Origin of the sequence: uncultured Kocuria sp. (assembly GCF_947500125.1) — a bacterium.
Lineage (GTDB): Bacteria > Actinomycetota > Actinomycetes > Actinomycetales > Micrococcaceae > Kocuria.
In genome coordinates, this window is record NZ_CANMRA010000039.1 from 1 (window position 1) to 25,627 (window position 25,627).

The 25,627-nt window shown below is 74.6% G+C and carries 19 protein-coding genes and 1 tRNA gene; 9 read left to right on the forward strand and 11 right to left on the reverse strand.

Annotation, left to right across the window (positions count from 1 at the left end):
- The first annotated feature begins 129 nt into the window (after window positions 1–129).
- The 4 genes from Q0817_RS17825 (at window position 130) to nrfD (ending at window position 6,949) form a co-directional block, all read left to right on the forward strand.
- Window positions 130–1,371, forward strand: coding sequence for a heparan-alpha-glucosaminide N-acetyltransferase domain-containing protein (locus tag Q0817_RS17825; RefSeq protein WP_298591318.1), 1,242 nt, complete (start codon window positions 130–132; stop codon window positions 1,369–1,371).
- A 126-nt stretch (window positions 1,372–1,497) separates the two neighbouring features.
- Window positions 1,498–4,863: a formate dehydrogenase gene (fdh, locus tag Q0817_RS17830; protein ID WP_298591320.1), complete on the forward strand. Its 3,366-nt coding sequence runs from the start codon at window positions 1,498–1,500 to the stop codon at window positions 4,861–4,863.
- A complete protein-coding gene (locus tag Q0817_RS17835) occupies window positions 4,863–5,858 on the forward strand; it encodes a 4Fe-4S dicluster domain-containing protein (protein ID WP_298591322.1) in 996 nt (331 codons plus the stop codon). Before fdh ends, Q0817_RS17835 begins: the two co-directional genes overlap by 1 nt.
- Entirely contained in the window at window positions 5,855–6,949 is a 1,095-nt protein-coding gene (gene nrfD, locus Q0817_RS17840; RefSeq protein ID WP_298591324.1) for an NrfD/PsrC family molybdoenzyme membrane anchor subunit, read from the forward strand. Before Q0817_RS17835 ends, nrfD begins: the two co-directional genes overlap by 4 nt.
- A 27-nt stretch (window positions 6,950–6,976) precedes the next feature.
- Here nrfD and selD read toward each other — a convergent pair whose 3' ends face one another.
- Window positions 6,977–7,996 (reverse strand): selenide, water dikinase SelD, encoded by a 1,020-nt coding sequence (selD, locus tag Q0817_RS17845; protein WP_298591326.1) that lies wholly within the window; start codon window positions 7,994–7,996, stop codon window positions 6,977–6,979.
- Window positions 7,997–8,037: 41 nt separating this feature from the next.
- Between selD and Q0817_RS17850 the strand changes: the two genes are divergently transcribed.
- The 3 genes from Q0817_RS17850 to selB all read left to right on the forward strand — a co-directional run bounded on the left by Q0817_RS17850 (window position 8,038) and on the right by selB (window position 11,312).
- Window positions 8,038–8,132, forward strand: a tRNA-Sec gene (locus tag Q0817_RS17850).
- A 49-nt stretch (window positions 8,133–8,181) separates the two neighbouring features.
- Window positions 8,182–9,519, forward strand: coding sequence for an L-seryl-tRNA(Sec) selenium transferase (gene selA / locus Q0817_RS17855; protein ID WP_298591328.1), 1,338 nt, complete (start codon window positions 8,182–8,184; stop codon window positions 9,517–9,519).
- Window positions 9,520–9,521: 2 nt separating this feature from the next.
- On the forward strand, window positions 9,522–11,312 hold the full coding sequence (gene selB, locus Q0817_RS17860; RefSeq protein WP_298591354.1) for a selenocysteine-specific translation elongation factor: 1,791 nt from the start codon (window positions 9,522–9,524) through the stop codon (window positions 11,310–11,312).
- A 155-nt stretch (window positions 11,313–11,467) separates the two neighbouring features.
- Here selB and Q0817_RS17865 read toward each other — a convergent pair whose 3' ends face one another.
- The 7 genes from Q0817_RS17865 to Q0817_RS17895 form a co-directional block, all read right to left on the reverse strand.
- Complete coding sequence (locus Q0817_RS17865) at window positions 11,468–12,511, reverse strand: electron transfer flavoprotein subunit alpha/FixB family protein (protein WP_298591330.1); 1,044 nt, start codon at window positions 12,509–12,511, stop codon at window positions 11,468–11,470.
- 67 nt (window positions 12,512–12,578) lie between these two features.
- A complete protein-coding gene (locus Q0817_RS17870) occupies window positions 12,579–13,403 on the reverse strand; it encodes an electron transfer flavoprotein subunit beta/FixA family protein (protein ID WP_298591332.1) in 825 nt (274 codons plus the stop codon).
- A 65-nt stretch (window positions 13,404–13,468) separates the two neighbouring features.
- Entirely contained in the window at window positions 13,469–14,290 is an 822-nt protein-coding gene (locus Q0817_RS17875) for a CoA ester lyase (protein ID WP_298591334.1), read from the reverse strand.
- Window positions 14,291–14,414: 124 nt separating this feature from the next.
- On the reverse strand, window positions 14,415–14,903 hold the full coding sequence (locus tag Q0817_RS17880; protein ID WP_298591336.1) for a MaoC family dehydratase: 489 nt from the start codon (window positions 14,901–14,903) through the stop codon (window positions 14,415–14,417).
- Window positions 14,904–14,913: 10 nt separating this feature from the next.
- Window positions 14,914–16,074 carry an acyl-CoA dehydrogenase family protein gene (locus Q0817_RS17885; protein ID WP_298591338.1) on the reverse strand — a complete coding sequence of 387 codons (1,161 nt, stop codon included), beginning with the start codon at window positions 16,072–16,074 and terminating at the stop codon, window positions 14,914–14,916.
- A complete protein-coding gene (locus Q0817_RS17890; RefSeq protein WP_298591340.1) occupies window positions 16,071–18,275 on the reverse strand; it encodes a biotin carboxylase N-terminal domain-containing protein in 2,205 nt (734 codons plus the stop codon). Before Q0817_RS17890 ends, Q0817_RS17885 begins: the two co-directional genes overlap by 4 nt.
- Complete coding sequence (locus tag Q0817_RS17895) at window positions 18,272–19,879, reverse strand: carboxyl transferase domain-containing protein (RefSeq protein ID WP_298591342.1); 1,608 nt, start codon at window positions 19,877–19,879, stop codon at window positions 18,272–18,274. Before Q0817_RS17895 ends, Q0817_RS17890 begins: the two co-directional genes overlap by 4 nt.
- Before the next feature lie 122 nt (window positions 19,880–20,001).
- Here Q0817_RS17895 and Q0817_RS17900 point away from each other — a divergent pair, with 122 nt between their 5' ends.
- Together Q0817_RS17900 and Q0817_RS17905 are read left to right on the forward strand one after the other, a co-directional pair.
- Window positions 20,002–20,676, forward strand: a complete 675-nt coding sequence (locus Q0817_RS17900; RefSeq protein WP_298591344.1) for a TetR/AcrR family transcriptional regulator — start codon at window positions 20,002–20,004, stop codon at window positions 20,674–20,676.
- The gene (locus tag Q0817_RS17905) at window positions 20,673–21,866 is read left to right on the forward strand and encodes an acyl-CoA dehydrogenase family protein (RefSeq protein ID WP_298591346.1); all 1,194 of its coding nucleotides are present in this window, start codon (window positions 20,673–20,675) and stop codon (window positions 21,864–21,866) included. The genes Q0817_RS17900 and Q0817_RS17905 overlap by 4 nt, the downstream gene beginning before the upstream one ends.
- Window positions 21,867–21,878: 12 nt before the next feature.
- Here Q0817_RS17905 and Q0817_RS17910 read toward each other — a convergent pair whose 3' ends face one another.
- The 3 genes from Q0817_RS17910 to Q0817_RS17920 all read right to left on the reverse strand — a co-directional run bounded on the left by Q0817_RS17910 (window position 21,879) and on the right by Q0817_RS17920 (window position 25,410).
- Entirely contained in the window at window positions 21,879–22,709 is an 831-nt protein-coding gene (locus Q0817_RS17910) for an IclR family transcriptional regulator (protein WP_298591348.1), read from the reverse strand.
- A 177-nt stretch (window positions 22,710–22,886) separates the two neighbouring features.
- Window positions 22,887–24,626, reverse strand: coding sequence for a BCCT family transporter (locus Q0817_RS17915; protein ID WP_298591350.1), 1,740 nt, complete (start codon window positions 24,624–24,626; stop codon window positions 22,887–22,889).
- Between the two features lie 7 nt (window positions 24,627–24,633).
- A complete protein-coding gene (locus tag Q0817_RS17920) occupies window positions 24,634–25,410 on the reverse strand; it encodes a creatininase (RefSeq protein ID WP_298591352.1) in 777 nt (258 codons plus the stop codon).
- Window positions 25,411–25,627 lie beyond the last annotated feature (217 nt).

Consider the following 25,627-nt stretch of genomic DNA (forward strand, 5'->3'; position numbering starts at 1 on the left):
CTGTTCGCCATGCTGCGCGACGGGACCCTCTACCAAGACCCCCCCGAGCCCCAAGCCCCGTCACCGGTGGCCCTGGCCGCTTGACGAAAACCATAGCGGCACCCCCCCCCCCCCCCCCCCGGAGACCCCATGAGCCGAACGTCCGAAGCCCCCACCACCGGCCCGACCCGCACGACCGACGCGGCGCCCGCCCGCCGACCCCGCCTCGTCGCGGTGGACGCCGCCCGCGGCCTGGCGCTGATCGGCATGATCGCGGTCCACATCCTCCCCGTCCACGACCCCGAGACCTTCGAGCCCACCCTGCAGTGGAGCCTGTTCGGCGGGCGCGCGGCGGCGCTGTTCGCGCTGCTGGCCGGGCTGAGCCTGGCGTTCTCCTCGGGCGGGCGCGCCCCGCACCGCGGCCGTGCCCTCACCGCCACCCGCGCCGGACTGGTGGTCCGGGCCCTGCTCATCGCGTCCGTCGGGCTGGCCATCAACCAGGTCATGCCGTCGCCGGCGCCCGCGCTGGGCATCCTGGTCTACTACGGCGCGTTCTTCCTGCTCGCCGTCCCGCTCCTGGGCCTGCGGCGCCGCACGCTGGCCGTCGCCGCGGCGGTCTGCGCGGTCCTGGGGCCCGTGCTCGTGCACGTCCTCGGCCCCGCCCTGCCCCAGCCCGCGGCCGTCAACCCCACCCTCGGCAGCGTGCTCACGGACCCCGGCGGCACCCTGGCCCAGGTCCTGCTGACCGGCACCTACCCGGCCGTGCCCTATCTGACCTATCTCTGCGCCGGCCTGCTCCTCGGCCGGACCGACCTGCACGAGGTCGTGGTGCGGGTCCGGATCGCCGTGGTCGGCGTGGTCCTGGCGCTCGGCGCGTGGTTCGTCTACTGGGTGCTGGTCCTGCAGGCGGGCGGCTACGACCAGCTGATGCGGCACACCCCGTGGCTGAGCGAGGACCAGATCGACGAGATCATCGTCTGGGGCCCGAGCCCGGACCTGCCCACCTCCACCTGGTGGTGGCTGCTCACCCCCGGACCGCACAGCAACACCCCGGTGACGCTGCTCATGGACCTGGGCACCGGCCTGGCGGTGCTGGGGCTCTTCCTGCTGCTGGCGCGCCCGAATCGGCTGTGGACGACCCTGGGCGCCATGGGCGGGCGCACCCTGAGCCTGTACTCGGCCCACCTGCTCGCCCTGGCCACGGCGGTCCACGACGACGACCGCCCGCTGTGGTTCACCGTGCACGTGGCCGTGGCCGCGGTCCTCGCCGTGCTGTGGGCGCGGACGCTCGGCCAGGGGCCGCTCGAGCGGGGGGTCGCGGCCGCCGTGCGCGGCACCCGCCGCCTGGTGCTGGGCACGCCCGCCCGGGCGGCTGAGTCCCCGCGGGTCTAGCTCGGCGCGCCCGTCCGGGGGGCGACGGAGTCCGCCGGGTCCAGCGGGTCCCGCGCGCCGGCGGCGCCGACACCCGCACCGCCCGCCGGTGTGGCCCCTGACACACCGGCGGGCTATGCTCCTGACATGTCACGATTCAGTCCTCTGGAGTGGCCGGTCCTCCGGCAGATCCGTTCGGGCGACCTGCTCGGTCGCGGCCCGGCGGTGACCTCGGAGCGCACCCGGGCGACGAGCCCGCGCACGACCACCGCGGACCGGGTGGTGCAGAGCGTGTGCCCGTACTGCGCGGTCGGCTGCGGCCAGCGGGTGTACGTCAAGGACGAGAAGGTCGTCCAGATCGAGGGCGATCCCGACTCGCCGATCTCCCGCGGCCGCCTGTGCCCCAAGGGCGCGGCCAGCGAGCAGCTGGTCAACGCGCCCGGCCGCCAGACCGAGGTGCTCTACCGCGCGCCCCGGGCCACCGAGTGGCAGCGCCTGGACCTCGACACCGCCGTCGGGATGGTGGCCGACCGCGTCCTCGAGGCCCGCCGCAACGGGTGGCAGGACGCCGACGAGCAGGGCCGTCCGCTGCGCCGCACGATGGGCTTCGCCTCCCTGGGCGGCGCGACGCTGGACAACGAGGAGAACTACCTCATCAAGAAGCTCTTCACCGCCGCCGGGGCGATCCAGATCGAGAACCAAGCCCGCATTTGACACTCCTCGACGGTTCCCAGTCTGGGAGCCTCGTTCGGTCGCGGTGGCGCGACGCAGTCCCTGCAGGACATGGCCAACGCCGACTGCATCGTCATCCAGGGCTCCAACATGGCCGAGTGCCACCCCGTGGGCTACCAGTGGGTGACGGAGGCCAAGGCCCGTGGCGCGCGGGTCATCCACGTCGACCCGCGCTTCACCCGCACCTCGGCCGTCGCCGACAAGCACGTCCCGATCCGGGCCGGCTCGGACATCGTGCTGCTCGGGGCGCTGATCAACCACGTGCTCACCCATGACCTGTGGTTCGAGGAGTACGTCCGCGCCTACACCAACGCCGCCACGCTGGTGAACGAGGACTACCGCGACGCCGAGGACCTCGACGGCCTGTTCTCCGGGTTCGACCCGGAGACCGGCCAGTACGACATGTCCACCTGGGCCTACGCCGAGAACGAGGACGGCGCCGGGGGCCACGACGGCAAGGTGGACGCGCCCGCGGGCGACCCCGACGACGGGGCCGAGGCCGGCGCCGAGGCGGTGGAGGAGGCCGCCGGCCAGCAGCTCGGCAGCGGCGGCGCCCCGATGGAGCACGCCCGCATGCTGCACGACGAGACCCTGCAGGACCCCCGGACGGTGTTCCAGATCCTCAAGCGGCACTACGCGCGCTACACCCCCGAGATGGTGCAGGAGGTGTGCGGCATCGCCCCCGAGGACTTCGCGTACCTGGTCCGCTCCATCACGGAGAACTCCGGGCGCGAGCGGACCACGTGCTTCGCCTACGCCGTCGGCTGGACCCAGCACAGCCTGGGCGCGCAGTACATCCGCACCGCGTCCATCCTGCAGCTGCTGCTGGGCAACATGGGCCGGCCCGGCGGCGGGATCATGGCCCTGCGCGGGCACGCCAGCATCCAGGGCTCGACCGACATCCCGACGCTGTTCAACCTGCTGCCCGGCTATCTGCCCATGCCGGTGGCCGGCACCCACGACACGTTCGAGGACTACCTGGCCGCGATCGCGTCGAAGAAGCAGAAGGGCTACTGGGCCGAGGCCGACGCCTACACGACGAGCCTGCTCAAGGCCTGGTGGGGGGACGCCGCCACCGCGGACAACGACTGGGCCTACGACTACCTCCCGCGCCTCACCGGCGCCCACGGCACCTTCCAGACGCTGACGAGCATGCTCGACGACGAGGTGGAGGGCTACTTCCTGCTCGGCCAGAACCCCGCGGTGGGGTCCTCCAACGGCCGGATGCAGCGCATGGCCATGTCCCACCTCAAGTGGCTGGTGGTGCGCGACCTCAACCTCATCGAGTCGGCGACCTGGTGGAAGGACGGCCCGGAGATCGCCTCGGGCGAGCTGCGCACCGAGGACATCGAGACCGAGGTGTTCTTCCTGCCCGCGGCCACGCACGTGGAGAAGTCCGGCACGTTCACCCAGACCCAGCGGCTGCTGCAGTGGCGCCACCAGGCCGTGGCACCGCCGGGCGAGTGCCGGAGCGAGCTGCAGTTCTTCTTCGAGCTGGGACAGCGGATCCGGGAGCGGCTGGCCGACTCCGCCGACGAGCGCGACCGCCCGCTGCTCGACCTCACGTGGGACTACCCCGTCGACGCGCACGGCGAGCCGGACCCCGAGGCGGTGCTCGCCGAGATCAACGGCCGCCACCTCACCGGCCCGGACGCCGGCCGGCCGCTGTCCTCGTACACCGAGATGCGCGCGGACGGCTCGACGTCCGGCGGCTGCTGGATCTACACCGGGGTCTACGCCGACGGCGTCAACCGTGCGGCCGCCCGCACGCCGGGCCAGGAGCAGGCCGCCGCGGCCCCGGACTGGGGCTGGGCGTGGCCGGCCAACCGCCGGATCCTCTACAACCGCGCCTCGGCCGACCCCGAGGGCAGGCCGTGGAGCGAGCGCAAGAAGTACGTCTGGTGGGACGAGGAGCAGGACCGGTGGGTCGGGGACGACGTGCCCGACTTCCCGCTCCACCTCGCCCCGGGCACCCGGCCCGACCCCGACGCCGGGGGCGCGGCCGCGCTCGCCGGGGACGACCCGTTCATCATGCAGGCCGACGGCAAGGGGTGGCTGTACGCGCCCAAGGGCGTGCTGGACGGACCGCTGCCCACGCACTACGAGCCGCAGGAGTCGCCGGTCGCCAACGCCCTGTACGCCCAGCAGCGCAACCCCTCCCGGGTGCTGTTCGCCCGCCAGGACAATCTCACCGCGCCGAGCGCCGGGGAGCCGGGGGCGGACGTGTACCCGTACGTGTTCACCACGTACCGGCTCACCGAGCACCACACTGCCGGAGGCATGAGCCGCTGGCTGCCGTACCTCTCGGAGCTGCAGCCGGAGATGTTCTGCGAGGTCTCCCCCGAGCTCGCCGCCGAGTGCGGGCTGGAGCCGTACGGCTGGGCCACGATCGTCTCGCCCCGCTCGGCCATCGAGGTGCGGGTGCTCGTCACCGAGCGGATGACCCCGCTCGTGGTGCGCGGGCACACCGTGCACCAGATCGGGCTCCCGTACCACTGGGGCGTGGGCGGGAACGCCGTGGTCAGCGGCGACTCCGCCAACGACCTGCTGGGCCTGACCCTCGAGCCCAACGTGCAGATCCAGGACTCCAAGGTGGGCTCCTGCCACATCCGCCCGGGCCGCCGGCCGCGGGGCCCCGAGCTGCTCGACCTGGTCGCGGAGTACCAGCAGCGCGCGGGCGCCACGGTGGAGACCGGCAACACCCGGATCGACGTCCCCGGCACCGACCGGAGCGCCGATCCGGACACCGACCCGACCACCGACCCGATGAGGGAGCACTGATGGGCCAGCTGGCCGGACCGACCGATCCCACGGCCGACGCGCACTGGGAGCACTCGCACGCGCGGAAGGGCTTCTTCACGGACACCTCGATCTGCATCGGGTGCAAGGCCTGCGAGGTGGCCTGCAAGGAGTGGAACCAGAACCCCCAGGACGGGGAGCTCGAGCTGCTCGAGTCCTCCTACGACAACACCGGCGCCCTGGGCGCCAGCACCTGGCGGCACGTGGCGTTCGTCGAGCAGGACAGCGAGCGCATCGAGGAGGCCCGCGAGTCCGGGCGCAAGCTCGTGAGCCTGGGCATGCCGCGCGTGGGCCCGCCCGAGGCGCGCCCGCAGCCGGCCGCCGAGGACACCACCCCGCCGGACACCCCGGAGTTCCGCTGGCTGATGTCCTCCGACGTCTGCAAGCACTGCACGCACGCCGGGTGCCTCGACGTCTGCCCCACCGGGGCGCTGTTCCGCACCGAGCACGGCACCGTGGTGGTGCAGGACGACGTGTGCAACGGGTGCGGCACGTGCGTGGCCGGCTGCCCGTTCGGCGTGATCGAGCGGCGCACCGACGGCACCGCCGCACCGCGCACGGAGCGGGACGGGCAGCCGGGCAAGCCCGAGGTGAAGAACGTGGGCGTCGCCCAGAAGTGCACCCTGTGCTACGACCGGATGGTGGACGACCAGACGCCCGCGTGCGCACAGACGTGCCCCACGACGTCGATCAAGTACGGCGAGCACGAGGACATGGTCGAGACGGCCCGGCACCGGGTCGCCGAGATGCACGCCCAGGGGCGTACGGAGGCCCGGCTCTACGGCGCCAACGAGCTCGACGGCGTCGGCGGCACCGGATCGGTGTTCCTGCTGCTCGACGAGCCGGAGGTCTACGGTCTTCCCCCGGACCCGCGGGTGCCGACCGCGGACCTGCCCCGGATGTACCAGCGGGCCGGGCTGGCCGCGGCGGGCATGCTCGCCGCCGCTGCCCTGGCCTTCGCGGGAGGCCGCTCGTGAGCCTGTCCGAGTTCGACAGCTACCGTCCGCCCGAGCCGCCGCGCCGCCGCCGCCGGAACGGCCCGCGCCGCCGGGGCGCAGGGCAGGGCGGCGGGGGCGACGGCTCCCGGGAGATGCCGATGGTCCCGGAGCCGGAGTTCGGCTCCTACTACGGGCGCCCGGTGGTCAAGCCGGCGCCCTGGGGCCACGAGGTCGCCGCGTACCTGTTCCTCGGCGGCGTGGCCGGCGGCTCGGCGCTGCTCGCGCTCGGTGGTCAGCTCACCGGCCGGGGCGAGCTGCGCCGCAACGCCCGACTGGGCTCGGTGACCGCGCTCGGCCTCGGCGGGGCGGCCCTGGTCGCGGACCTCGGGCGACCGGAGCGCTTCCTGCACATGCTGCGCACGTTCAAGCCGACCTCGCCGATGAGCATGGGGACCTGGATCCTCAGCGCGTTCGGGGCCGGCATGGGCACCGCGGTCGCGGCCGAGGTCGACCGGATGACCGGTTCCCGCCTGCCGCTGGGCCCGCTGCGCCCGGTGCTGCGCGCCGTGGAGGGGCCGGCCGGGATCGAGGCCGCGGTCTTCGCCGGCCCGCTCGCCGCCTACACCGCGGCCCTGCTCTCCGACACGGCCACCCCCACGTGGAACGCCGCCCGCGAGGACCTGGCCTTCGTGTTCGTGAGCTCGGCGAGCCTCGCCTCGGGCGGTCTGGCGATGGTCACCACGTCGGTCGGGCAGGCCGGTCCCGCCCGGCGGCTCGCGGTGCTGGGGGTGGCGGGCGAGCTGGTCGCCACGAAGCTCATGGAGCGCCGGATGGACCCGGTCGCGGCCGAGCCGCTGCACCACGGCCAGGCCGGGACGATGCTCGCGTGGAGCGAGCGGCTCGCGGTCGCCGGCGGTCTCGGCACGCTGCTGGGCGGGCGGCACCGGGGCATCGCCGCGCTCTCGGGGCTGGCGCTGCTGGCCTCCTCGGCGCTGACCCGGTTCGGCGTCATGGAGGCCGGCCTGCACTCCGCCGTGGACCCGCGCTACACGATCGAGCCGCAGAAGGCCCGCCTGGCCGCGCGCCGCGCCGCCGGGATCACCGACGACTCGATCACCACCGTCGGCTGAGCACCCGGCGCCGTCCCCGGAAGGAGCTCAGCGCACGTCGATGCCGGACCCCGCCACGGTGTGGCCCACCACGGGGTGTCCGGGCACCTCCCCGACGACGAGCAGGCCGCCCGAGGTCTGCGCGTCGGCCAGCAGCAGCAGGTCGTCCTCGGTGACGCCCGCGGCCGAGCGCAGGTGGGGGCGCACCCAGTCGAGGTTGCGGCGGGTCCCGCCGGAGACGTAGCCGTCCCGCAGCGCCTCCGCGGCCCCCTCGACGAGGGGCACGGCCCCCCGGTCGAGCACCGCGCCGACCCCGGAGGCACGGCACATCTTGTGCAGGTGCCCGAGCAGGCCGAAGCCGGTGACGTCCGTGGCCGCCCGGGCCCCGGCCGCCAGCGCCGCCTCGGCCGCGTCCCGGTTGAGCCGGGTCATCGTGGCGACCGCCTCCCCGAACACCTCGCCGGTCGCCTTGTGCCGGTTGTTGAGCAGGCCCACGCCGATCGGCTTGGTGAGGGTGAGGGGCAGCCCCGGCGCGGCGGCGTCGTTGCGCAGCAGCCGGTCCGGGTCGGCCACGCCGGTCACGGCCATCCCGTACTTCGGTTCCGGGTCGTCGATGGAGTGCCCCCCGATCACGGGGCACCCCGCCTCGGACGCGACCGCCAGCCCGCCGCGGAGCACCTCGGTCAGCAGATCCATCGGGAGCGCCTCCCGGGGCCAGCCGACGAGGTTGATCGCCATGACCGGGCGCCCGCCCATGGCGTAGACGTCCGACAGCGCGTTCGCGGCGGCGATCCGGCCCCAGTCGTAGGCGTCGTCGACCACCGGGGTGAAGAAGTCGGCGGTGGACAGCACCGCGAGGTCGTCGCGCACCAGGACGGCCGCGGCGTCGTCCCCGTCGTCGAGACCGACCAGCACGCCGGCCCCCGACTGGCCGGTGAGGCCCCGGACCGCGTCCTCGAGCTCGCCGGGAGGGATCTTGCACGCGCATCCGCCCCCGTGGGCGAAGCCGGTCAGCCGGAGCGCTCCGGTCGGGGACAGGGGCGAGGTCGACGTCCGGGTCTGTTCCATGCCGTCAGCCTACTGGTGACGGCGGTGCTAGGTTGGGTGGCGGAGGCGTCCGGGTCCTGGTGGGCCCCCCGGTCTTCAAAACCGGTGAGGCCGAGCACCTCGGTCTGGCGGGTTCGATTCCCGTCCGCCTCCGCCAACCTCTGCACCGCTCATCCGTACCGCGTCCCGCGCGACGAGGAGGAACCGTGGCCCTGGACGACCCGCGTCGTCTGATCCCGCGCACCGACCAGCTCATGGGCCTGCCGCCCGTCCGCCGGGCGCGGGACCGGCTGAGCGAGGGCGTCGTCCGCGCGCTGGTGCGCGAGACCCAGGACCGGGCCCGGCGGGGCGAGCTCGCCCCCGAGGACGTCGAGCCGGCGGTGCTCGCCGCGCTCGAGACCCGCTCCGCCTCGACCCTGACGCCGGTGCTCAACGCCACCGGCGTGGTCGTGCACACCAACCTGGGCCGCGCCCCGCTGTCCGCGGCCGCCGTCGAGGCGCTGCGCACCGCCGCCGGGTACGTCGACGTGGAGCTCGACCTCGAGACCGGCGCCCGCTCCCGCCGCGGCGCCGGGGCCCGGGCGGCGCTGCTCGCCGCCTGCCCCCCGGCCCAGGACGCGCTGGTGGTCAACAACGGCGCGGCCGCGCTGGTCCTGGCCACCACGGCCCTGGCCGCCGGCCGCGAGGTCGTGATCAGCCGCGGCGAGCTCGTCGAGATCGGGGCCGGCTTCCGGCTGCCGGACCTGATCGAGTCCACCGGCGCCCGGCTGCGCGAGGTGGGCACGACCAACCGGACCCATCTGCGCGACTACGCCGAGGCGATCGGCCCCGAGACCGGATGCATTCTCAAGGTGCACCCGAGCAACTTCCGGCTGGAGGGGTTCACCGCGGCCGTCGAGGTCCGTGAGCTGCGGTCCCTGGCCGGGGCCCACGGCGTGCCCCTGGTGGCCGACCTCGGCAGCGGGCTGCTGACCCCCGATCCGCGCCTGCCCGACGAGCCCGACGCCGCCGCCGCCCTCGAGAACGGCGCCGACGTCGTCATCGCCAGCGGCGACAAGCTGCTCGGCGGCCCGCAGGCCGGGCTGCTGCTCGGCGGCTCGGACGTCGTCGCCCGGATGGCCGCCCACCCCCTCGCCCGCGCGGTCCGTGCCGACAAGCTCGCGCTCGCCGCGCTGGAGGCCACCATCACCGGCGGGCCCGCCCCGGTCGTGAGCGCGCTGCACGCGGCCCCCGACCGGCTCCGGGAACGGGCCGAGCGGCTCGCCGCGGCCGTCGGCGCACCGGTGGTCGCCCACGACGGGCGGGTCGGCGGCGGAGGTGCGCCCGGCGTGCCCCTGCCGGGGTGGGCGGTGCGGCTGCCCGAGTCGGTGGCCCCGCTGCTGCGCACCGGCCGCCCCGCCGTCCTCCCCCGGGTGCACGACCACGCGTGCCTGCTCGACCTGCGCTGCGTGCCCGAGTCCGACGACGATCGCCTGCGCGCGGCGGTGCAGGCTGCCCTGGCCGCTCTCGACGGGGCGGACGACGTCATCGGCCGGGCCCGGTGAGCGTGCACGTCGTCGCCACGGCCGGCCACGTCGACCACGGCAAGAGCACCCTGGTGCGGGCCCTCACCGGCATGGAGCCCGACCGGTGGGAGGAGGAGCGCCGCCGCGGGCTGACTATCGACCTGGGCTACGCCTGGACCACGCTGCCGTCCGGGCGCGACGTGGCCTTCGTGGACGTCCCGGGGCACGAGCGCTTTCTCGGCAACATGCTCGCGGGACTCGGTCCGGCTCCCGTCGTCTGCTTCGTGGTCGCGCTCGACGAGGGGTGGCAGGCCCAGTCCGCCGACCACCGCGACGCCGTCGCGGCCCTGGGCATCGAGCACGGCGTGGTGGTGCTCACCCGGGCCGACCGGGCGCCCGGGCGCGCCGACGAGGTGCTCGCCCAGGTCCGTGCGGAGCTGGCCGGGACCGGTCTGCACGACGCGCCCGTGTTCACCGTCTCGGCCCTCGAGGGCACGGGCCTGTCCGAGCTGCGCGCCGCCCTCGACGACGTCCTGGCACGGGCGCCCGCACCCGACGAGGGGCGGCTGCGGCTGTGGGTGGACCGCTCCTTCACGATCACCGGGTCCGGCACGGTGGTGACCGGCACGCTGACCGCGGGAACGCTCCGGCAGGGCGACCGCCTGCATCTGCTCGGGCACGGCGGGCCCCTGCCGGTCGTGGTCCGGGGCATGCACAGCCGCAACACGCCGTACACCGCGCTGGAGCCGTTCACCCGCGTGGCGCTGAACCTGCGCGGGGTCTCGGCCTCCGACGTTCACCGGGGCGACGCCCTGGTCACGCCCGGCACGTGGCCGCTCACCGGGGTCCTCGACATCCGCCGCAGCACGGGGCCCGTCCTCACGGCCACGGCCGAGCAGCTCGTGGTCCATGCCGGCACCGCGGCGGTGCCCGCCCGGCTGAGCCCGTTCGACGACGACCACGCCCGGCTGGTCCTCGACCGGGCCCTGCCCCTGGTCCTCGGGGACCGCCTGGTGCTCCGCGACCCCGGCAGCCGCGCGGTGCTCGGCGGCGCACAGGTCCTCGACGCCGATCCGCCCGCGCTGCGGCGGCGCGGTGACCGGGCGCGCCGTGCCGCCCGGCTCGCCGGCATGGACGTCCGCGGGGACGTCCTCGTGGAAGTGGCCCGCCGCGGCGCGGTGCGGGAGCAGCACCTGCACCGCCTCGGACTGCTGCCCGCCGCGGGCGCCACCCCGCCCGGCGAGGTGCGCGTGCTCGGCGAGTGGTGGGTGCACGCCCCGGTGCTCGACTCCTGGACGCAGCGGCTGCGCACCGCCGTGGACGAGCTGCACGCCCGGGACCCCCTGGCGGCGGGTCTCTCGCGCGGCGCCGCCCGCGATCTGCTCGCGCTGCCGGACGCCGTGCTGGTCGATCCCGTGGTCCGCGGCGCCGGCCTGGAGCAGGACGGCGGGCACATCCGGTCCCCACAGCACCGCGGGGGCCTCGGCGCCCACGAGACGGCCGTGCTCGAGCTGGAGCGGCGGCTCGCGGCCGAGCCCTTCCGGAGCCCGGAGGCCGACGACCTGACAGCGCTGCGGCTCGGGGCCCGTGAGCTCGCCGCGGCCGAGCGCACCGGCCGGCTGCTCCGCCTGGGGGACGGTGTCGTGCTGCTCCCCACCGCCCCCGCCCTGGCGATGCGCGCGCTCGCCGGGCTGCCGCAGCCCTTCACCACGAGCCAGGCGCGCCAGGCGCTCGGCACCACCCGGCGCGTCGCGATCCCGCTGCTCGAGCACCTCGACGCCCGCGGCTGGACCCGGCGGCTGGACGCCGGCCACCGCACGGTGGTGCGCTGAGGTCGCAGGCCCGTCCGTCCGGGACGCTGCTCGAGGAGATCTTCCCCCGGGAGGAGCTCCAGCTCACCACCGAGGTCAACGGCAGGATGCGGGACGCCCGCGACGGCGGCCGCCTGGGCCGGGTGCCGGGGAGCCGCGCGCCCCCGCACCAGCGCCTACCCGCGCAGCGCCCGGAGGTGCTCGACCGCCTGGGGGAGCACCTTCTTCAGGTCCCCCACGATGCCGAGGTCGGCGATCTCGAAGACCGGTGCCTGCTCGTCCTTGTTCACGGCCACGATCGTCCTCGCCGTCTGCATTCCCGCCCGCTGCTGGATGGCTCCCGAGATCCCGCACGAGACGTAGAGCTGCGGGGCGACGGTGCGCCCGGTCTGGCCCACCTGCGCCTCGGGACCGATCCACCCGGCGTCCACCGCCGCGCGGGAGGCCCCGATCGCCCCGCCGAGGGCGTCCGCGAGCTCCTCGAGCGGCCCGAAGTCCCCGCCCGTGCCGCGGCCGCCGGCCACGACCACACGGGCCTCCCCCAGGGCCGGGCGCCCGGAGGCCGGCAGCGCGGCCCGGCCCACCACCCGGGCCGCGGGCACGGTGTCCTCGAGGGCGTGCGTGCGCACCCGCGGGCGCTGCGCCCCGGCCGGCTCCGCGCCGGGGCCGCCCGTGGCGGCGTCGGCGGCGAGGTCGGCGGGGATCTCGACCGAGTTGGGGCGGACGGTCGCGATCAGCACCGGGCTCGTGGCCCGGCACCGGGTGGTCCAGCCCCCGGCGAGGACGGACTTGGTGGCCACGAGGTCGGCGCCGAGGGCCACGACGTCGGTGACCACCCCGGCCTCGAGCCGCACGCCCAGGCGCGCGGCGACGTCCTTGGCCTCGGGGGTGCCGGCGAGCAGGAGCACCTGCGCCCCGGTCTCCCGGGCGGTGGCCTCCGCGAGCGCGACCGCCGGCGTGGTGAGCCGGTCGCCGGGCTCGCCCTCCGGGGCGTGCACGGTGTGCACCGCGTGGGCGGCGAGCTCGCCGAGCAGGGCGTCGTCGGGCGCGGCCGGCACGACGACGTGCGCCGTGCCCAGGGTGCCCGCGAGCACGAGCAGCTCCCGGTCGGCGCGGCGCAGCCGGTCCGTGGCGCCCAGCACCACCAGGGCGACGATCGTGCGCGTGGTCCCGGTCGTGGTCTCGGTCGTGGTCTCAGTCTCGTTCTCGGTCGTGGTCATGGTCGTCCTCCTCCTGCCCGGCGAGCGGGCGCACATGATCGGGGTCCGGTGGCGTTCGGCCGGGCGCTCAGACGAGCTTCCGGGCCACCAGGAACTCGGCGAGGCGGATGCCGCCCTCGCCCTCGTCGACCACGACCTCGCCGGCGGCACGGGGCGGGCGCGGCACGGCGTCGAGCACCTCGGTGAGCGATCCGGCGAGGCCCACGGCGTCCGTGTCCAGGCCGAGGTCGGTGACCGACCACGTCTGCACGGGCTTCTTCTTGGCCGCCATGATCGCCTTGAAGGTGGGGTAGCGCGGGGTGTTGGCCTGGTCGGTGACGGCCACGAGCGCGGGGAGGTCCGCGACGACCTGGAGGGCCTCGGTCTCCGTGTGCCGGGTGGCCGTGAGCGAGGCGCCGTCCTCGGCCAGCGCCAGGGAGCTCGCGAAGCCGACGTGGGCGAGGCCGAGCCGCTCGGCGAGCTGGCCGGGGACCAGGGAGGTCTCGCCGTCGGTGGCGGCCATGCCGGTGAGCACGAGGTCCACGGCGCGGTCCTCGGTCCGGGCGATCCGCTCGAGCGCGGCGGCGAGCACGCGGGCGGTGACCCAGGCGTCGGAGCCCGCGAGGGCGTCGTCGAGCACGTGGAACCCGGCGTCGGCGCCCAGCTGGAGGGCGCGCTTGAGCGCGTCCGTCGCGCCCGCCGGTCCCATGGTCAGCGCGAGCACGCGGTGCCCCGCTCCTGCGCCGCCGTGTGCCTCGACGATCTGCGCCGCGGCCTCGAGCGCGTACTCGTCGAGCTCGGAGAGGATCCCGGACGTGCGCTCGAGCAGGGGCGGGCTCCCGGCGAGGACGCGCTCGCCCGCGGCGTCGGGGACGTGCTTGACGGGGACGACGATCGTCAGGGGCTGGCTCATGGTCTCCTCCGGACAGGACGGATCAGAACGGAACAGGACGGTTCAGGACGGGACGGGCGGAACACTCAGGCCTCCGCGCGGCGCACGAGGCGCTCGGCGTGACGGATCAGGGGTTCGTCGACCATCCGCCCGCGGAACGTGAAGACGCCGGGGGCGCGGCGGGCGGCGTCGAGCAGCTCGCGGGCTGCCTCGACCTCCTCGGCGTCGGGCCGGTAGGCGGCCCGGACGGTCTCGACCTGCCCGGGGTGGATGCAGGCGGTGGCCGCGAAGCCGGAGGCCACGGCGTCGAGCGCCTCCTCGCGCAGCCCCTCGTGGTCGGCGATGTCGACGTGCACCGCGTCGATCGCGGGCCGGCCGGCGGCGCCCGCCGCGAGCAGGACGGCGGAGCGGGCGTGGCGGGCCACGTCCCGGTAGGCGCCGTCCGGGCGCCGGGACGAGAGGCCGCCGAGCGAGGCCACGAGGTCCTCGGCGCCCCACATCAGCGCGACCACGTTGGGGGACCGGGCGATCTCGGCCGCGTTGACCACGCCCTCGGCGGTCTCGCACAGGGCGACGACACGGTGCAGGCCCAGTTCCGCGGCGACGGCGAGCCGTTCGGCGGAGGCGGCCTTGGGCAGCATCACGGTGGTGTACTCGGTGTGCCGCAGGGCGACGAGGTCGTGGGCGAAGTCCTCGGTGTCCTCGGCGTTGATCCGCACGATGGTCCGGGTGGGGTCCAGGGGCGTGGCCACGAGGGCGTCCCGGGCGGCGAGCTTGGCGGACGGTGCCACGGCGTCCTCGAGGTCGAGGATCACGGCGTCGGCGCGCTCGGCGGCCTTGGCGTAGCGCTCGGGGCGGTCGGCCGGGCAGAACAGCAGGGCCGGGCCGAGGGGGAACGGGTCGGTCATCAGGGCTCCTTCGCCGGGGTGTCGCTGCGGGGTGTCACTGCGGGGTGTCACTGCGGGACGTCGCTGCGGGGTGTCGCTGCGGGACGTCACGGCGGGACGCCGCAGCGGGGATCACGGTGCGCTGTCACCGCGGGGCTGCGTCGCGGGACCACATGAGGACCGAGCGGGTGCACTCCGCGACCACGACGCCCTCCTGGTTGCGGCCCACGTGCTTGACCCGGACGATCCCCTGCCCGGGCCGGGAGGAGGACGGGCGGGTCCCGAGGATCTCGGAGGACGAGTACAGGGTGTCCCCGTGGTGGAGCGGGTGCGGGAAGGCGACCTCCTCGAAGCCGAGGTTGGCCACGATGGTGCCCTGGGTCAGCTGGGCCACGGACGCCCCCACCATGGTCGAGAGGGTGAACATGGAGTTCACGAGCCGCTGGCCGAAGGGCTGGCGCCCGGACCACGCCGCGTCCAGGTGCAGGGACTGGGTGTTCATGGTGAGGGTCGTGAACAGCACGTTGTCCGCCTCGGTGACGGTCCGGCCCGGGGCGTGCTCGTAGACCGTGCCGACCTCGAACTCCTCGAACCACAGCCCGCGCTGGCGGACCACCTTGCGCTCCTCGGTCACGGCCGCCCCCTCACAGTCCGAGCTCGCGGGCGATGAGCATGAGCTGCACCTCGGTGGTGCCCTCGCCGACCTCGAGGATCTTGGCGTCCCGGTAGTGCCGGGCCACCCGGAACTCGTTGATGAACCCGTAGCCGCCGAAGACCTGGGTGGCGTCCCGGGCGTTGTCCATCGCGGCCTCCCCGGCCACGAGTTTGGCGATCGCGGCCTGCGTCTTGAACGGCCGGCCGGCGAGCATCCGGGAGGCGGCGTCGTAGTAGGCCAGCCGTGCGGTGTGCGCGCGGGCCTGCATGCGGGCGATCTTGAAGGAGACGGCCTGGTTCGCGCCGATGGGGCGGCCGAAGGACTGCCGCTCCTGCGCGTAGCGCACGGACTCCTCGACGCAGCCCTGGGCCGCGCCCGTGGCCAGGGCCGCGATGGCGATGCGGCCCTCGTCGAGGACGGACAGGAAGTTGGCGTAGCCGCGGCCCTCCTCGCCCAGCAGGTTCTCCTCGGGGACCCGGACGTCCTGGAGGGACAGCGGGTGGGTGTCCGAGGCGTTCCAGCCGACCTTGTCGTAGGCCTTCTCGGCGCGGAAGCCGGGGGTGTCGGTGGGGACGATGATCGTGGAGATGTCCTTCCGGATCCGCCCGTCCGGCAGCTCGGTGGTGCCGGTGACCGCGGTGACGTTCACCAGGCGGGTGATGTCCGTGCCGGAGTTGGTGATGAACTCCTTGGCGCCGTTGACCACCCACTGCCCGTCCTCCCGCTTCGCGGTGGTGCGGGTGCCGCCGGCGTCCGAGCCGGCCTCCGGCTCGGTGAGACCGAACCCGGCGAGCGCCTGGCCCGCGGCGAGGTCGGGGAGCCAGCGCTGCTTCTGCTCCTCGGTGCCGAAGCGGAAGATCGGCATGGCGCCCAGCGACACCCCGGCCTCGAGGGTGATGGCCACGGACTGGTCGACCCGGGCGATCTGCTCCAGCGCCAGGCACAGCGCGAAGTAGTCCCCGCCCATCCCCCCGTACTCCTCGGGGAAGGGCAGGCCGAACAGGCCCATCTCCCCCATCTGCGCCACGATGTCGTAGGGGAACTCGTGGGCCGCGTCGTATCGCGCGGAGACGGGGGCGATCACCTCGTCGGCGAAGTCGCGGACGGTGTCGGAGAGGTCCTGGTACTCCTCGTCGAGCTCGAAGTTCATGCGCTCTGCTCCTGGTCGGTCGGGTGGTCACGGGGATCGGTCCGGGAGCGGGTCCCGGGGGCGCCGCCGGAGGGGTCCGCCGGGACGTCGGCGGCGGTGCCGTCAGGGTGGTCGCCCGGGTCGTCGCCGCGGGTGGCGCCCAGGGTGGCGCCGGGGTGGCCACCGGGGCTGTCGTCGCCGGTCTCCTCCGGGGCGACGTCGGGGACCACTCGGGCGAGCAGCTGGTGGAGCGTGACCTGCTCGCCCGCCCGGACGGAGACCTCGACGGTGCCGGGGGTGGGGGCGGTCAGGCGGTGCTCCATCTTCATGGCCTCGACCACCACCACGGTCTGCCCCTCGGCGACCCGGTCCCCGGTGGCGGCCGGGACGGCGACCACGGTGCCGGGCATGGGCGAGTGCAGCTCCGGGGCGGCGGGCCCGGCCGTGCGCTCCAGGGCGGCCAGCGCCCGCTCGAGCCGGGCCCCGCGGGACAGGACCGCGAGTTCCACGGCGAAGCCGTCCTCCCCCACCCAGACGCTGTGCCCGTCGGGGGCGGCGGCGACGTGGACCACCCGCGACGTGCCGTGGACCTCGAGCAGGTGCGCGGCCGGACGGCCCGGCAGCGGGCTCAGGCGCACGGCGGGGTCCGCGACGGTGCGGCGGGGCACCTCGAGCCCGTGGGCCAGCACCACCGCGGGCCGGGCACGGCCCGCGGCCCGCCAGCCGTCCGGGCGGGACCAGGGGCTCAGGTCCCCGGCGGGGCGCGGATCGGCGGGGTGGTGCCGGGCGAGGAACGCGGCCGCGGCCGCGAAGTGGGTCTCGTCGGGGGCCGTGAACTCCAGCTCCGGCAGGCGCCGCTCGATGAGGGTGGTGTCCATCTCCCCGGCGCGCACGCCGGGATCGGCGAGCAGGGCGCGCAGGTACTCGGTGTTGGTGCCCACCCCGAGCACCACGGTCCCGGCCAGGGCCAGATCGAGCCGGTCGAGGGCCTGGGCCCGGTCGGCGCCCCACGCGACGACCTTGGCGAGCATCGGGTCGTAGTCCGAGCCCACGCGCAGCCCCGGCGCCAGCGAGGAGTCCACCCGGATCCCGGGCCCGGAGGCCTCCTCCAGCGCCAGCACGGTCCCGGCGGTGGGCAGGAAGCCGCGGGCGGGGTCCTCGGCGTAGAGCCGCGCCTCGACCGCGTGGCCGGTGAGCACGACGTCCTCCTGCGCCAGGGCCAGCGGCTCCCCCGCGGCGACGCGGAGCTGCTGCGCCACGAGGTCCACGCCGGTGACCAGCTCGGTGACGGGGTGCTCCACCTGCAGGCGGGTGTTCATCTCCATGAAGAAGAAGGTCTCGGGCTGGGCGGCGGGCACCAGGAACTCCACGGTGCCCGCACCGGTGTAGCCCACGGAGCGGGCCACCCGGCAGGCCGCCTGCCCGATCCGCTCCCGGGTGGCGGGGTCCAGCAGCGGCGAGGGCGCCTCCTCGATGACCTTCTGGTGCCGCCGCTGCAGGGAGCACTCCCGCTCCCCCAGGTGCACCACGGCCCCGTGGGCGTCGGCGAGGACCTGCACCTCGATGTGCCGGGGGGACTCGATGAGCTGCTCCAGGAGCAGGGTGTCGTCCCCGAAGGCGGCCGCGGCCACCCGGCGGGCCGTGGCCAGGGCCTCCGGCAGGTCGCCGGGGGTGCGGACCACGTGCATGCCCTTGCCGCCGCCGCCGGCCGAGGGCTTGATCAGGATGGGAAAGTCCATCCCGGCGGCCGCGGCGACCAGGGCGTCGTCGTCGAGGCCGGGCTCCGCGACCCCGGCGACGGTGGGCACCCCGGCGGCGGACACGTGCTGCTTGGCGCGGATCTTGTCGCCCATGGTCTCGAGCGCCTCGACCCCGGGGCCGATGAACACGATTCCCGCGGCGGCGCACGCCCGGGCGAAGGCGGCGTTCTCGGACAGGAACCCGTAGCCGGGGTGGATCGCCTGCGCGCCGGTGGCCCGTGCGGCCTCGAGCACGGCGTCGATGCGCAGATAGCTCTGCGCCGGGGCGGCCGGGCCCACGCACACGGCGACGTCGGCCTCGCGCACGTGCACGGCGTCACGGTCGGCCTCGCTGTAGACCGCGACCGAGCGGATCCCCAGCGCCTTGAGCGTGCGGAGGACCCGGCGGGCGATCTCCCCGCGGTTGGCCACGAGGACGACGTCGAAGCGGCGCGGGGGCGTGCTGGCGGTCACGGGGCTCACATCCTGAACAGGCCGAAGGCGGGTTCGGGCAGCGGGACCCGGGAGCAGACCTCGAGGGCCAGCCCGAGCACCTCCCGGGTGTCGGCGGGGGCGATCACGCCGTCGTCCCACAGCCGGGCGGTGGAGTACCAGGGGCTGCCCTGGGCCTCGTACCGGGCCCGGATGGGCGCCATGAACGCCTGGCGCTCGGCCGGGTCCCACTCCTGCCCGCGGGCGGCCAGCTGGTCGGCCTTCACGGTAGCCAGCACCGAGGCGGCCTGGGTCCCGCCCATCACCGAGATCCTCGCCTGGGGCCAGAGGAACAGGAAGCGCGGGGAGTAGGCCCGCCCGCACATGGAGTAGTTGCCGGCCCCGAAGGAGCCGCCGATCACCACGGTGAGCTTCGGCACCCGGGTGGTGGCCACGGCGGTGACCATCTTGGCGCCGTGCTTGGCGATGCCGCCGGCCTCGTAGTCGCGGCCCACCATGAAGCCGGTGATGTTCTGCAGGAACAGCAGCGGGATCCCCCGCTGGTCGCACAGCTCGATGAAGTGCGCGCCCTTCAGCGCCGACTCCCCGAAGAGCACCCCGTTGTTGGCCACGATCCCCACGGGGTGCCCGTGGACGTGGGCGAAGCCGGTGACCAGCGTGGTGCCGTACTCGGCCTTGAACTCGGAGAAGCGGCTGCCGTCCACGAGCCGGGCGATGACCTCGTGCACGTCGTAGCCGGAGTTGGGGTCGACCGGAACGGCCCCGGGGAGCTCGTCCTCGGCCACGGCCGGAGGCTCGGGCTCGGCCACCGGCCAGGCCCGGGGCCCCGGCGGGGGCAGGGTCGCCACGATGTCCCGGACGATCTCCAGGGCGTGGACGTCGTTCTCGGCGAGGTGGTCGACCACCCCGGACGTCCGGGCGTGCAGGTCCCCGCCGCCGAGCTCCTCGGCGGTGACCTCCTCGCCGGTGGCGGCCTTCACCAGCGGCGGGCCGCCCAGGAAGATGGTGCCCTGCTCGCGCACGATCACGGTCTCGTCGCTCATCGCCGGGACGTAGGCCCCGCCCGCGGTGCAGGAGCCGAGCACGGCCGCGATCTGCGGGATCCTCGCCGCGGAGAGATTGGCCTGGTGGTAGAAGATCCGCCCGAAGTGCTCCCGGTCCGGGAAGACCTCGTCCTGCAGCGGCAGGTACGCGCCGCCCGAGTCGACGAGGTAGACGCAGGGCAGCCGGCTCTCGAGGGCGATCTCCTGGGCGCGCAGGTGCTTCTTGACCGTCACGGGGTAGTAGGTGCCGCCCTTGACCGTGGCGTCGTTGCACACGACCATCACCTGCCGGCCGTGGACCAGGCCGATCCCGGCGATCATGCCGGCCCCCGGGCACTCGTCGTCGTACATCCCCTCCGCGGCCAGGGCGCCGATCTCCAGGAACGGGCTGCCCGTGTCCAGGAGGTGGTCCACCCGCTCGCGCGGCAGCAGCTTGCCGCGCCCCACGTGCCGCTCCCGGGAGGCCTCCGGCCCGCCCCGTGCCGCCCGCTCCAGGCGCCGCGCCAGCTCCTCGGCCAGTCCCTGCTGGGCGGCCGCGTTGGCGGCGAACTCCGCGCTGCCCGGATCGACCTGGGTGCTCAGCACACGCATCCGTCCCCTCCGTCCGGGCGGCAGCCTGGGAATGCCATTTCGGTTAATCTCGACTAACTTGGAGTTCAGGTTAGTGGTGACTCACTAGAATGTCCAGGAATCCGACCCCGAGAGCAGGACCCGTGGCCCAGACCGAGCGCACCCCCAGCCCGCCCACCACCGTGCGCGGACAGGCCAAGGCCCAGCGGCGCCAGGACCTGCTCGCCGCCTCCGCGGCGCTGTTCGCCGAGCGCGGCTTCGCCGGCGTCTCGATCGACGACATCGGCGCGGCCGTGGGGGTCAGCGGGCCCGCGGTCTACCGGCACTTCCCGAGCAAGCAGGCGGTCCTGGGCGCGATCCTGCTCGAGGTCAGCCACGACCTGCTCGACCGGGGCCGCGAGGTCGTGGACCGGTCCCCCGATCCGGCCCGGCGACTGCGGGCGCTGATCGCGTTCCAGGTGGAGTTCGCGCTGCACCGGCCCGCCGTGATCGTGGTGCAGGACCGGGAGCTGCCGAACCTCACCGAGGAGGACCGGCACGCAGTCCGCGCCCTGCAGCGCGGCTACGTGACCCTGTGGGTGGACGCCCTGCGCGAGCTGGCCCCCGGGCGCGAGCTCGCGGAGCTCACCCTGCGCGCGCAGGCCGCCTTCGGGCTCATCAACTCGACCCCTCACTCCCTGCGGACGGCGCACCGGCTGCGCACCCCGCAGGACGCAGGGCGGCTCGACACCGCCCGGGCCGCCCTCGAGGAGATGACCTGGGCCGCGCTGCGCACCGCGTTCGACCCGACCCCCACCTGCACCGGAGGCACCCCGTGACCGAGCCCCTGTCCGCCCAGCCGTTCCACCAGCCCTTCTACGAGGAGGAGCACGAGGAGTTCCGCGGGGTGGCCCGCGAGTTCACGAACCGCGAGGTGGCGCCGCACTACGCCGGGTGGGACACCCAGCACATGATGCCCCGCGACCTGTGGACGGCCGCCGGGGAGGCGGGCCTGCTGGGCCTTGCCGTGCCCGAGGAGTTCGGGGGCATGGGCCTGACGGACTACCGGTTCCGCGCCGTGCTCGACGAGGAGCTGGTCCGACAGGGCGCCCTCGGCGTGGCCCTGGCCCTGCACCTGCACGACGACTGGGTGCTGCCCCACCTGCTCGCCCACGGCACCGACGAGCAGAAGCAGCGGTGGCTGCCGCGGATGCTCACGGGGGAGCTTGTCACCTCCGTGGCCTGGACCGAGCCGGGCGCGGGCTCCGACCTGCGCGGGGTGCGCACCCGGGCCGTGCGCGACGGCGAGGAGTGGGTGCTCACCGGCCAGAAGACGTTCATCGGCAACGCGATCAGCGGGGACGCCGCCCTGGTCCTGGCGCGCACGGACGGGGGGACCGAGCGCGCCGGGGAGGACGGCTTCAGCCTGTTCCTGGTGCACAAGGCGGACTCCCCCGGTTACGAGGCCGGCCGGCAGCTCGACAAGATGGGGGTCAGGGCCTCGGACACCGCCGAGCTGTTCTTCGAGGACGTCCGGGTCCCCGCCGCGAACCTCGTCGGGGCCGAGGGCGGCGGGCTGCGGCAGATCCAGCAGGTGCTGCCCCAGGGGCGGCTGGCCGTCGCCGTGGCCGCGAGCGCCGTCGCGCGCTCGACCCTCGAGAGCACCCTCCGGTACACCGGCGAGCGCACGGCCTTCGGCACCCGGGTGCTCGACTTCCAGCACACCCGGTTCGAGCTCGCGGAGCTGACGGTCGAGGTGGAGGTGACCGAGGCCTACGTGCAGCGGGCGGTGCACGCGTTCAACGCGGGGGCTCTCGACGTGGTCGGCGCCTCCAAGGCCAAGTACTGGGCCGGGGAGCGGGCGAAGTCCGTCACGGACCGGTGCCTCCAGCTGCACGGCGGGTACGGCTACATCCTCGACTACCCGGTGGCCCAGGCGTATCTCGCCGCCCGGCTGCTGACGATCTTCGGGGGCACCAGCGAGATCCTGCGGGAGACCATCGGGCGTGCCGTGGCAGACGAGGTGTGAGGAGCACCCCGGTCAGCGCGTCTCCAGGGACGCCCGCCCGGCCCGGCGGGCCGCTGGGGAGGCGCCGAGCCGCTGGGACACCTCCCGCGCCGCCGCGACGGCGGCGGCCGCGAGCAGCTGGGCCTGTTCCGGCGTGACCCGGTAGCGAGGTGCGGCGACCATGACGGCCGCGACCAGCTGGCCCCGGTGGTCGCGCACGGCGGCGGCGACCCCGACCTCCTCCACGGAGGTCTTGCCGTAGTTGAGGGCCACCCCGTCCTCGGCGACCTGCCGCAGGGACTCCAGGTAGAGGTCGATGCCCGCCTCGGTGGGGTCCGGCAGCTCGACGGCCCCGGACAGCAGCAGCGCCCGGACCCGCTCGGGCGGCTGCTCGGCGAGGAAGATCTGCACCGACGCGCTCAGGGCCGTGCCGTACCGGGTGCCCAGCGGAGTGGTGTGCTTGATCTGGCGGGGGCTGGCGATCTGCTCCACGCACACGGCCTGGTCCCCGTTCCAGACCAGCAGCGCGCTGGTCTCGCCCGTCTGCTCGGTCAGCTCGAGCAGCACGGGGTACGCCACCCGCCGCTCGTCCAGCTCCGCGAGCAGCGGGCCGGCCACGGAGATCAGGCCCAGCCCCAGGCGGTAACGCCGCGTCTGGGGGTCGCGCTCGACCACGTCCTCGCGCTCCAGGGTGGCCAGGAGCCGGGAGACGGTGCTCTTGTGCAGGCCCACGCGGGCGGCGATCTCGGTCACCCCGAGCGTCGGTTTGTCCACGGAGAAGCAGCGCAGCACCCCCAGCGCGTGAGAGACGACGGAGGCGGCGCGGGCGTCGCGCGACGAGGCGCTGGCTGGTGATTCGGTCATAGGACCTCTCATTCTCCTGCACGGGGAGCGGTTCCGCCGTCGCACTCCACCATCATGGTCCGCCGTCGTGTGCCGTCCGGGAGGCGGGATCGTGTCCCGCCTCCCGGGCGGCCCGCGGCGGTGCCCCGGGACGGCCGCCCGTGGCAGGGGTCGGAGCCCGCCGGCCGCGGGCGGGTTTCACGGCCGCGCGAGCGCGTCCGGGACCGGTTCCCGTCCGACGACGGGCGCCTCGGCCGGGGGTTCGTGGGCCGCCCGTTCCGGGGCCGCGGCGTCCCCGCCGCCGACCGCGTCCGGCGAAGGGTCGTTGACCTCCCGCTCCAGGCGCTCGGTCTCCGGGGTGCGGGTGAGCAGCCGGCGGACCAGGTTCGCGATCATCAGCAGGATGACGAAGGAGAACGGGAAGGCCCCGATGATGGTGCCGGTCTGCACCGTGTCGACCACCGCGGTGCCGCCCAGCGTGAGGAGCGTGACCGCCACGGCGGCGATGCTGGCCACGAGCACCACGCGGAAGAAGGGCCCGGCCCGGCGGGGCGCGGAGACGAACTCGGCCAGCGCGTGGGCGCCGGAGTCCAGGGAGGTCACGTAGTAGGTGGCGACGAGCACGGTGGCCACCACGAGCAGCAGCGAACCGACGACGGGCACGGACTCCAGCATGACGAACAGCCCGCTGGACGTGTCCGCTGCGACCGACGCGGAGATGCCGCGGTCGCCGGCGTCGTCGTAGTGCAGGGCGGCCGAGCCGATGACCCCGATCCACGCCATCACGATCAGGGAGGGGACCACGGTGACGCCGATGACGAACTCACGGATGGTGCGTCCGCGGGAGATGCGGGCGATGAAGCCGGCGACGAACGGGCTGAAGGCGATGACCCAGCACCAGATGAACACGGTCCACCAGCCGTTCCAACTGTCCTGCCAGGTCGAGATGTCCTGGCCCGCGGCGCCGGCGTCGGTCCAGAAGCTCATGGCCATGAAGTGGGAGAAGAAGGAGCCGAAGGTCTGCGTGATGTTGGAGAGGAGGAAGATCGTGGGGCCGAAGACGAACACGGCCACGAGCAGCACGATGCTCAGGACCGAGTTGAGCTCGCTGATCCGCTTCATGCCCTTGTTGATGCCGAAGAACGCGGAGACGGCGGTGAGCCCGCCCAGGCCCAGGATCACGAGCAGCCAGACGCCCGAGCTCGGGGAGATCCCGGTGAAGGACGCGAGGCCCGAGCTGAACTGCATGGCGGCGAAGCCGAAGGACGTGGCCAGGCCCAGGACGGTGGCGATGATGGCCAGCAGCTCCACGACCACGCCGGCCCCGCGCTGCGACCACTTCGGCAGGATGTCGACCGTCGCCTCCCGGAAGGTGAGGGTCTTGCCGAGGTTGTGGTGGGAGTAGGCGAGGCAGACCGCCACCACGCAGTACATGGCCCAGGCCGTGAGGCCCCAGTGGAAGTAGGACCACACCATGGCGCCCTCGGCCGCCCCGTTCTGCCCCTCGGGCACGACGGGGTTGTCGTCCCGGAGCAGGATCGGCTCGGCGACCGACCAGAAGATCAGCCCGATGCCCTGTCCGCAGGCGAAGAGCATGGAGTACCAGGCGAACTTGCCGTGCTCCGGACGGGCGTCCGGGCCGCCCAGGCGGACGCTGCCGATGCGGCTGACGACCAGCCACACGCACACGGCCACCGCCACCAGCGAGTAGACGATGAACAGCCACGTGAAGTGCCCGGTGACGAAGGTGCGCGCCGTGGAGATGGCCTCGGCCGCGCCCCCCGGGTTCATGGTCACCACCACCAGCACGGCGATGATGAGCAGGGGCGGGAGGACCGTGATGACGAGCCGGTCCAGGGCCGGCAGGTGCCGTCCCCGGAACCGCGGCACGGTCACGGCCTCGGTGGCGGCCGCCGCGGAGGCGTGTGACTTCTTCATGTGTTTCTCACTTCCCGAACTCGCTGGTGACCGCCCGGACGATGCCGGTGCGGACGGTGGAGAGCAGCAGCTCGCCGCGCTGGGCGGTCGCGCCTGCTGGAGAGGAGAGGCATCCGGAGCTCGGCGTGCGAGCAGGGTCCTCGGGGAAAACGTCGTAGGGGGCCAGGTCAGCGGGGGGATGGTCGGGGGCCCGGGACATGTCGACCTTCTCGGGGTGCAGGTGGAGCATCAGCGAGGTCTCGAGGACGCCTCCGTGCTCGATGTCCCAGCCCAGGAAGCCGTCGGGGAAGACGGCCGCCAGGGTCTGCTCGTCGACGAAGTCCCAGTACGAGAGCAGCAGGGCCCGGCTGTCGTCGAGGCCGCCGGCCCGGGCCTCGCGCACCGCGAGGTCGAGTCCTTCGTAGAGGAACTGGTAGTTCTCGAAGTGACCGTTGACCACCGCGATCCGGCGGACGCCGTGGCGGAAGAACTCCAGCACCACGTCCTTGGTCTGCGCGATGAGGGCCTGGGCCGAGAGACTGGTGGTGCCGGTGCGGTGGTTGCCGCCGCCGGAGCGCGGCTGGGACTTGTAGCCGTAGGAGAAGACCGGCGCCACCAGGGCGTCGAGGTCCTCCGCCGCGGCGGCGCAGATGGCGCGGGAGAGCATGGCGTCCACGCCCAGCGGCATGTGCGGCCCGTGCTGCTCCGTGGCCCCGGTGGGGATGAGCACCAGCCCCTGGCCGGTGGACGCGTAGTCCTGGTAGCTGTGCGCGTCGAGGTCTTCGAGGAAACGGGTGCTGACCACAGGGATCCTTCCGTGTGCCTGGGTGCGTGGGACTGGCGGTGGTGCACGGTGCGGCCGCCCGGGTCCGGGCGGCCGCACCCGGTCGGGGGGGCCGGGGGGGGGGGCCCGGGGGGGGGCCCCCCCCCCCCCCGCGGGGGGGGGGGGCCGGGGGGGGGGGGGGGGGGGGGGGGGGGCCGGCGGGGGGGGGGGCCCGCCCCCCCCCCCCCCCCCGGGGGGG

Excerpts from the sequence above, each read along its gene's own strand:
- Q0817_RS17825 (WP_298591318.1), top strand. The coding sequence starts at position 130 with ATGAGCCGAACGTCCGAAGCCCCCACCACCGGCCCGACCCGCACGACC.
- Q0817_RS17835 (WP_298591322.1), top strand. The coding sequence starts at position 4,863 with ATGGGCCAGCTGGCCGGACCGACCGATCCCACGGCCGACGCGCACTGG.
- selD (WP_298591326.1), bottom strand. The coding sequence starts at position 7,996 with ATGGAACAGACCCGGACGTCGACCTCGCCCCTGTCCCCGACCGGAGCG.
- Q0817_RS17865 (WP_298591330.1), bottom strand. The coding sequence starts at position 12,511 with ATGACCACGACCGAGAACGAGACTGAGACCACGACCGAGACCACGACC.
- Q0817_RS17870 (WP_298591332.1), bottom strand. The coding sequence starts at position 13,403 with ATGAGCCAGCCCCTGACGATCGTCGTCCCCGTCAAGCACGTCCCCGAC.
- Q0817_RS17875 (WP_298591334.1), bottom strand. The coding sequence starts at position 14,290 with ATGACCGACCCGTTCCCCCTCGGCCCGGCCCTGCTGTTCTGCCCGGCC.
- Q0817_RS17885 (WP_298591338.1), bottom strand. The coding sequence starts at position 16,074 with ATGAACTTCGAGCTCGACGAGGAGTACCAGGACCTCTCCGACACCGTC.
- Q0817_RS17895 (WP_298591342.1), bottom strand. The coding sequence starts at position 19,879 with ATGCGTGTGCTGAGCACCCAGGTCGATCCGGGCAGCGCGGAGTTCGCC.
- Q0817_RS17910 (WP_298591348.1), bottom strand. The coding sequence starts at position 22,709 with ATGACCGAATCACCAGCCAGCGCCTCGTCGCGCGACGCCCGCGCCGCC.
- Q0817_RS17915 (WP_298591350.1), bottom strand. The coding sequence starts at position 24,626 with ATGAAGAAGTCACACGCCTCCGCGGCGGCCGCCACCGAGGCCGTGACC.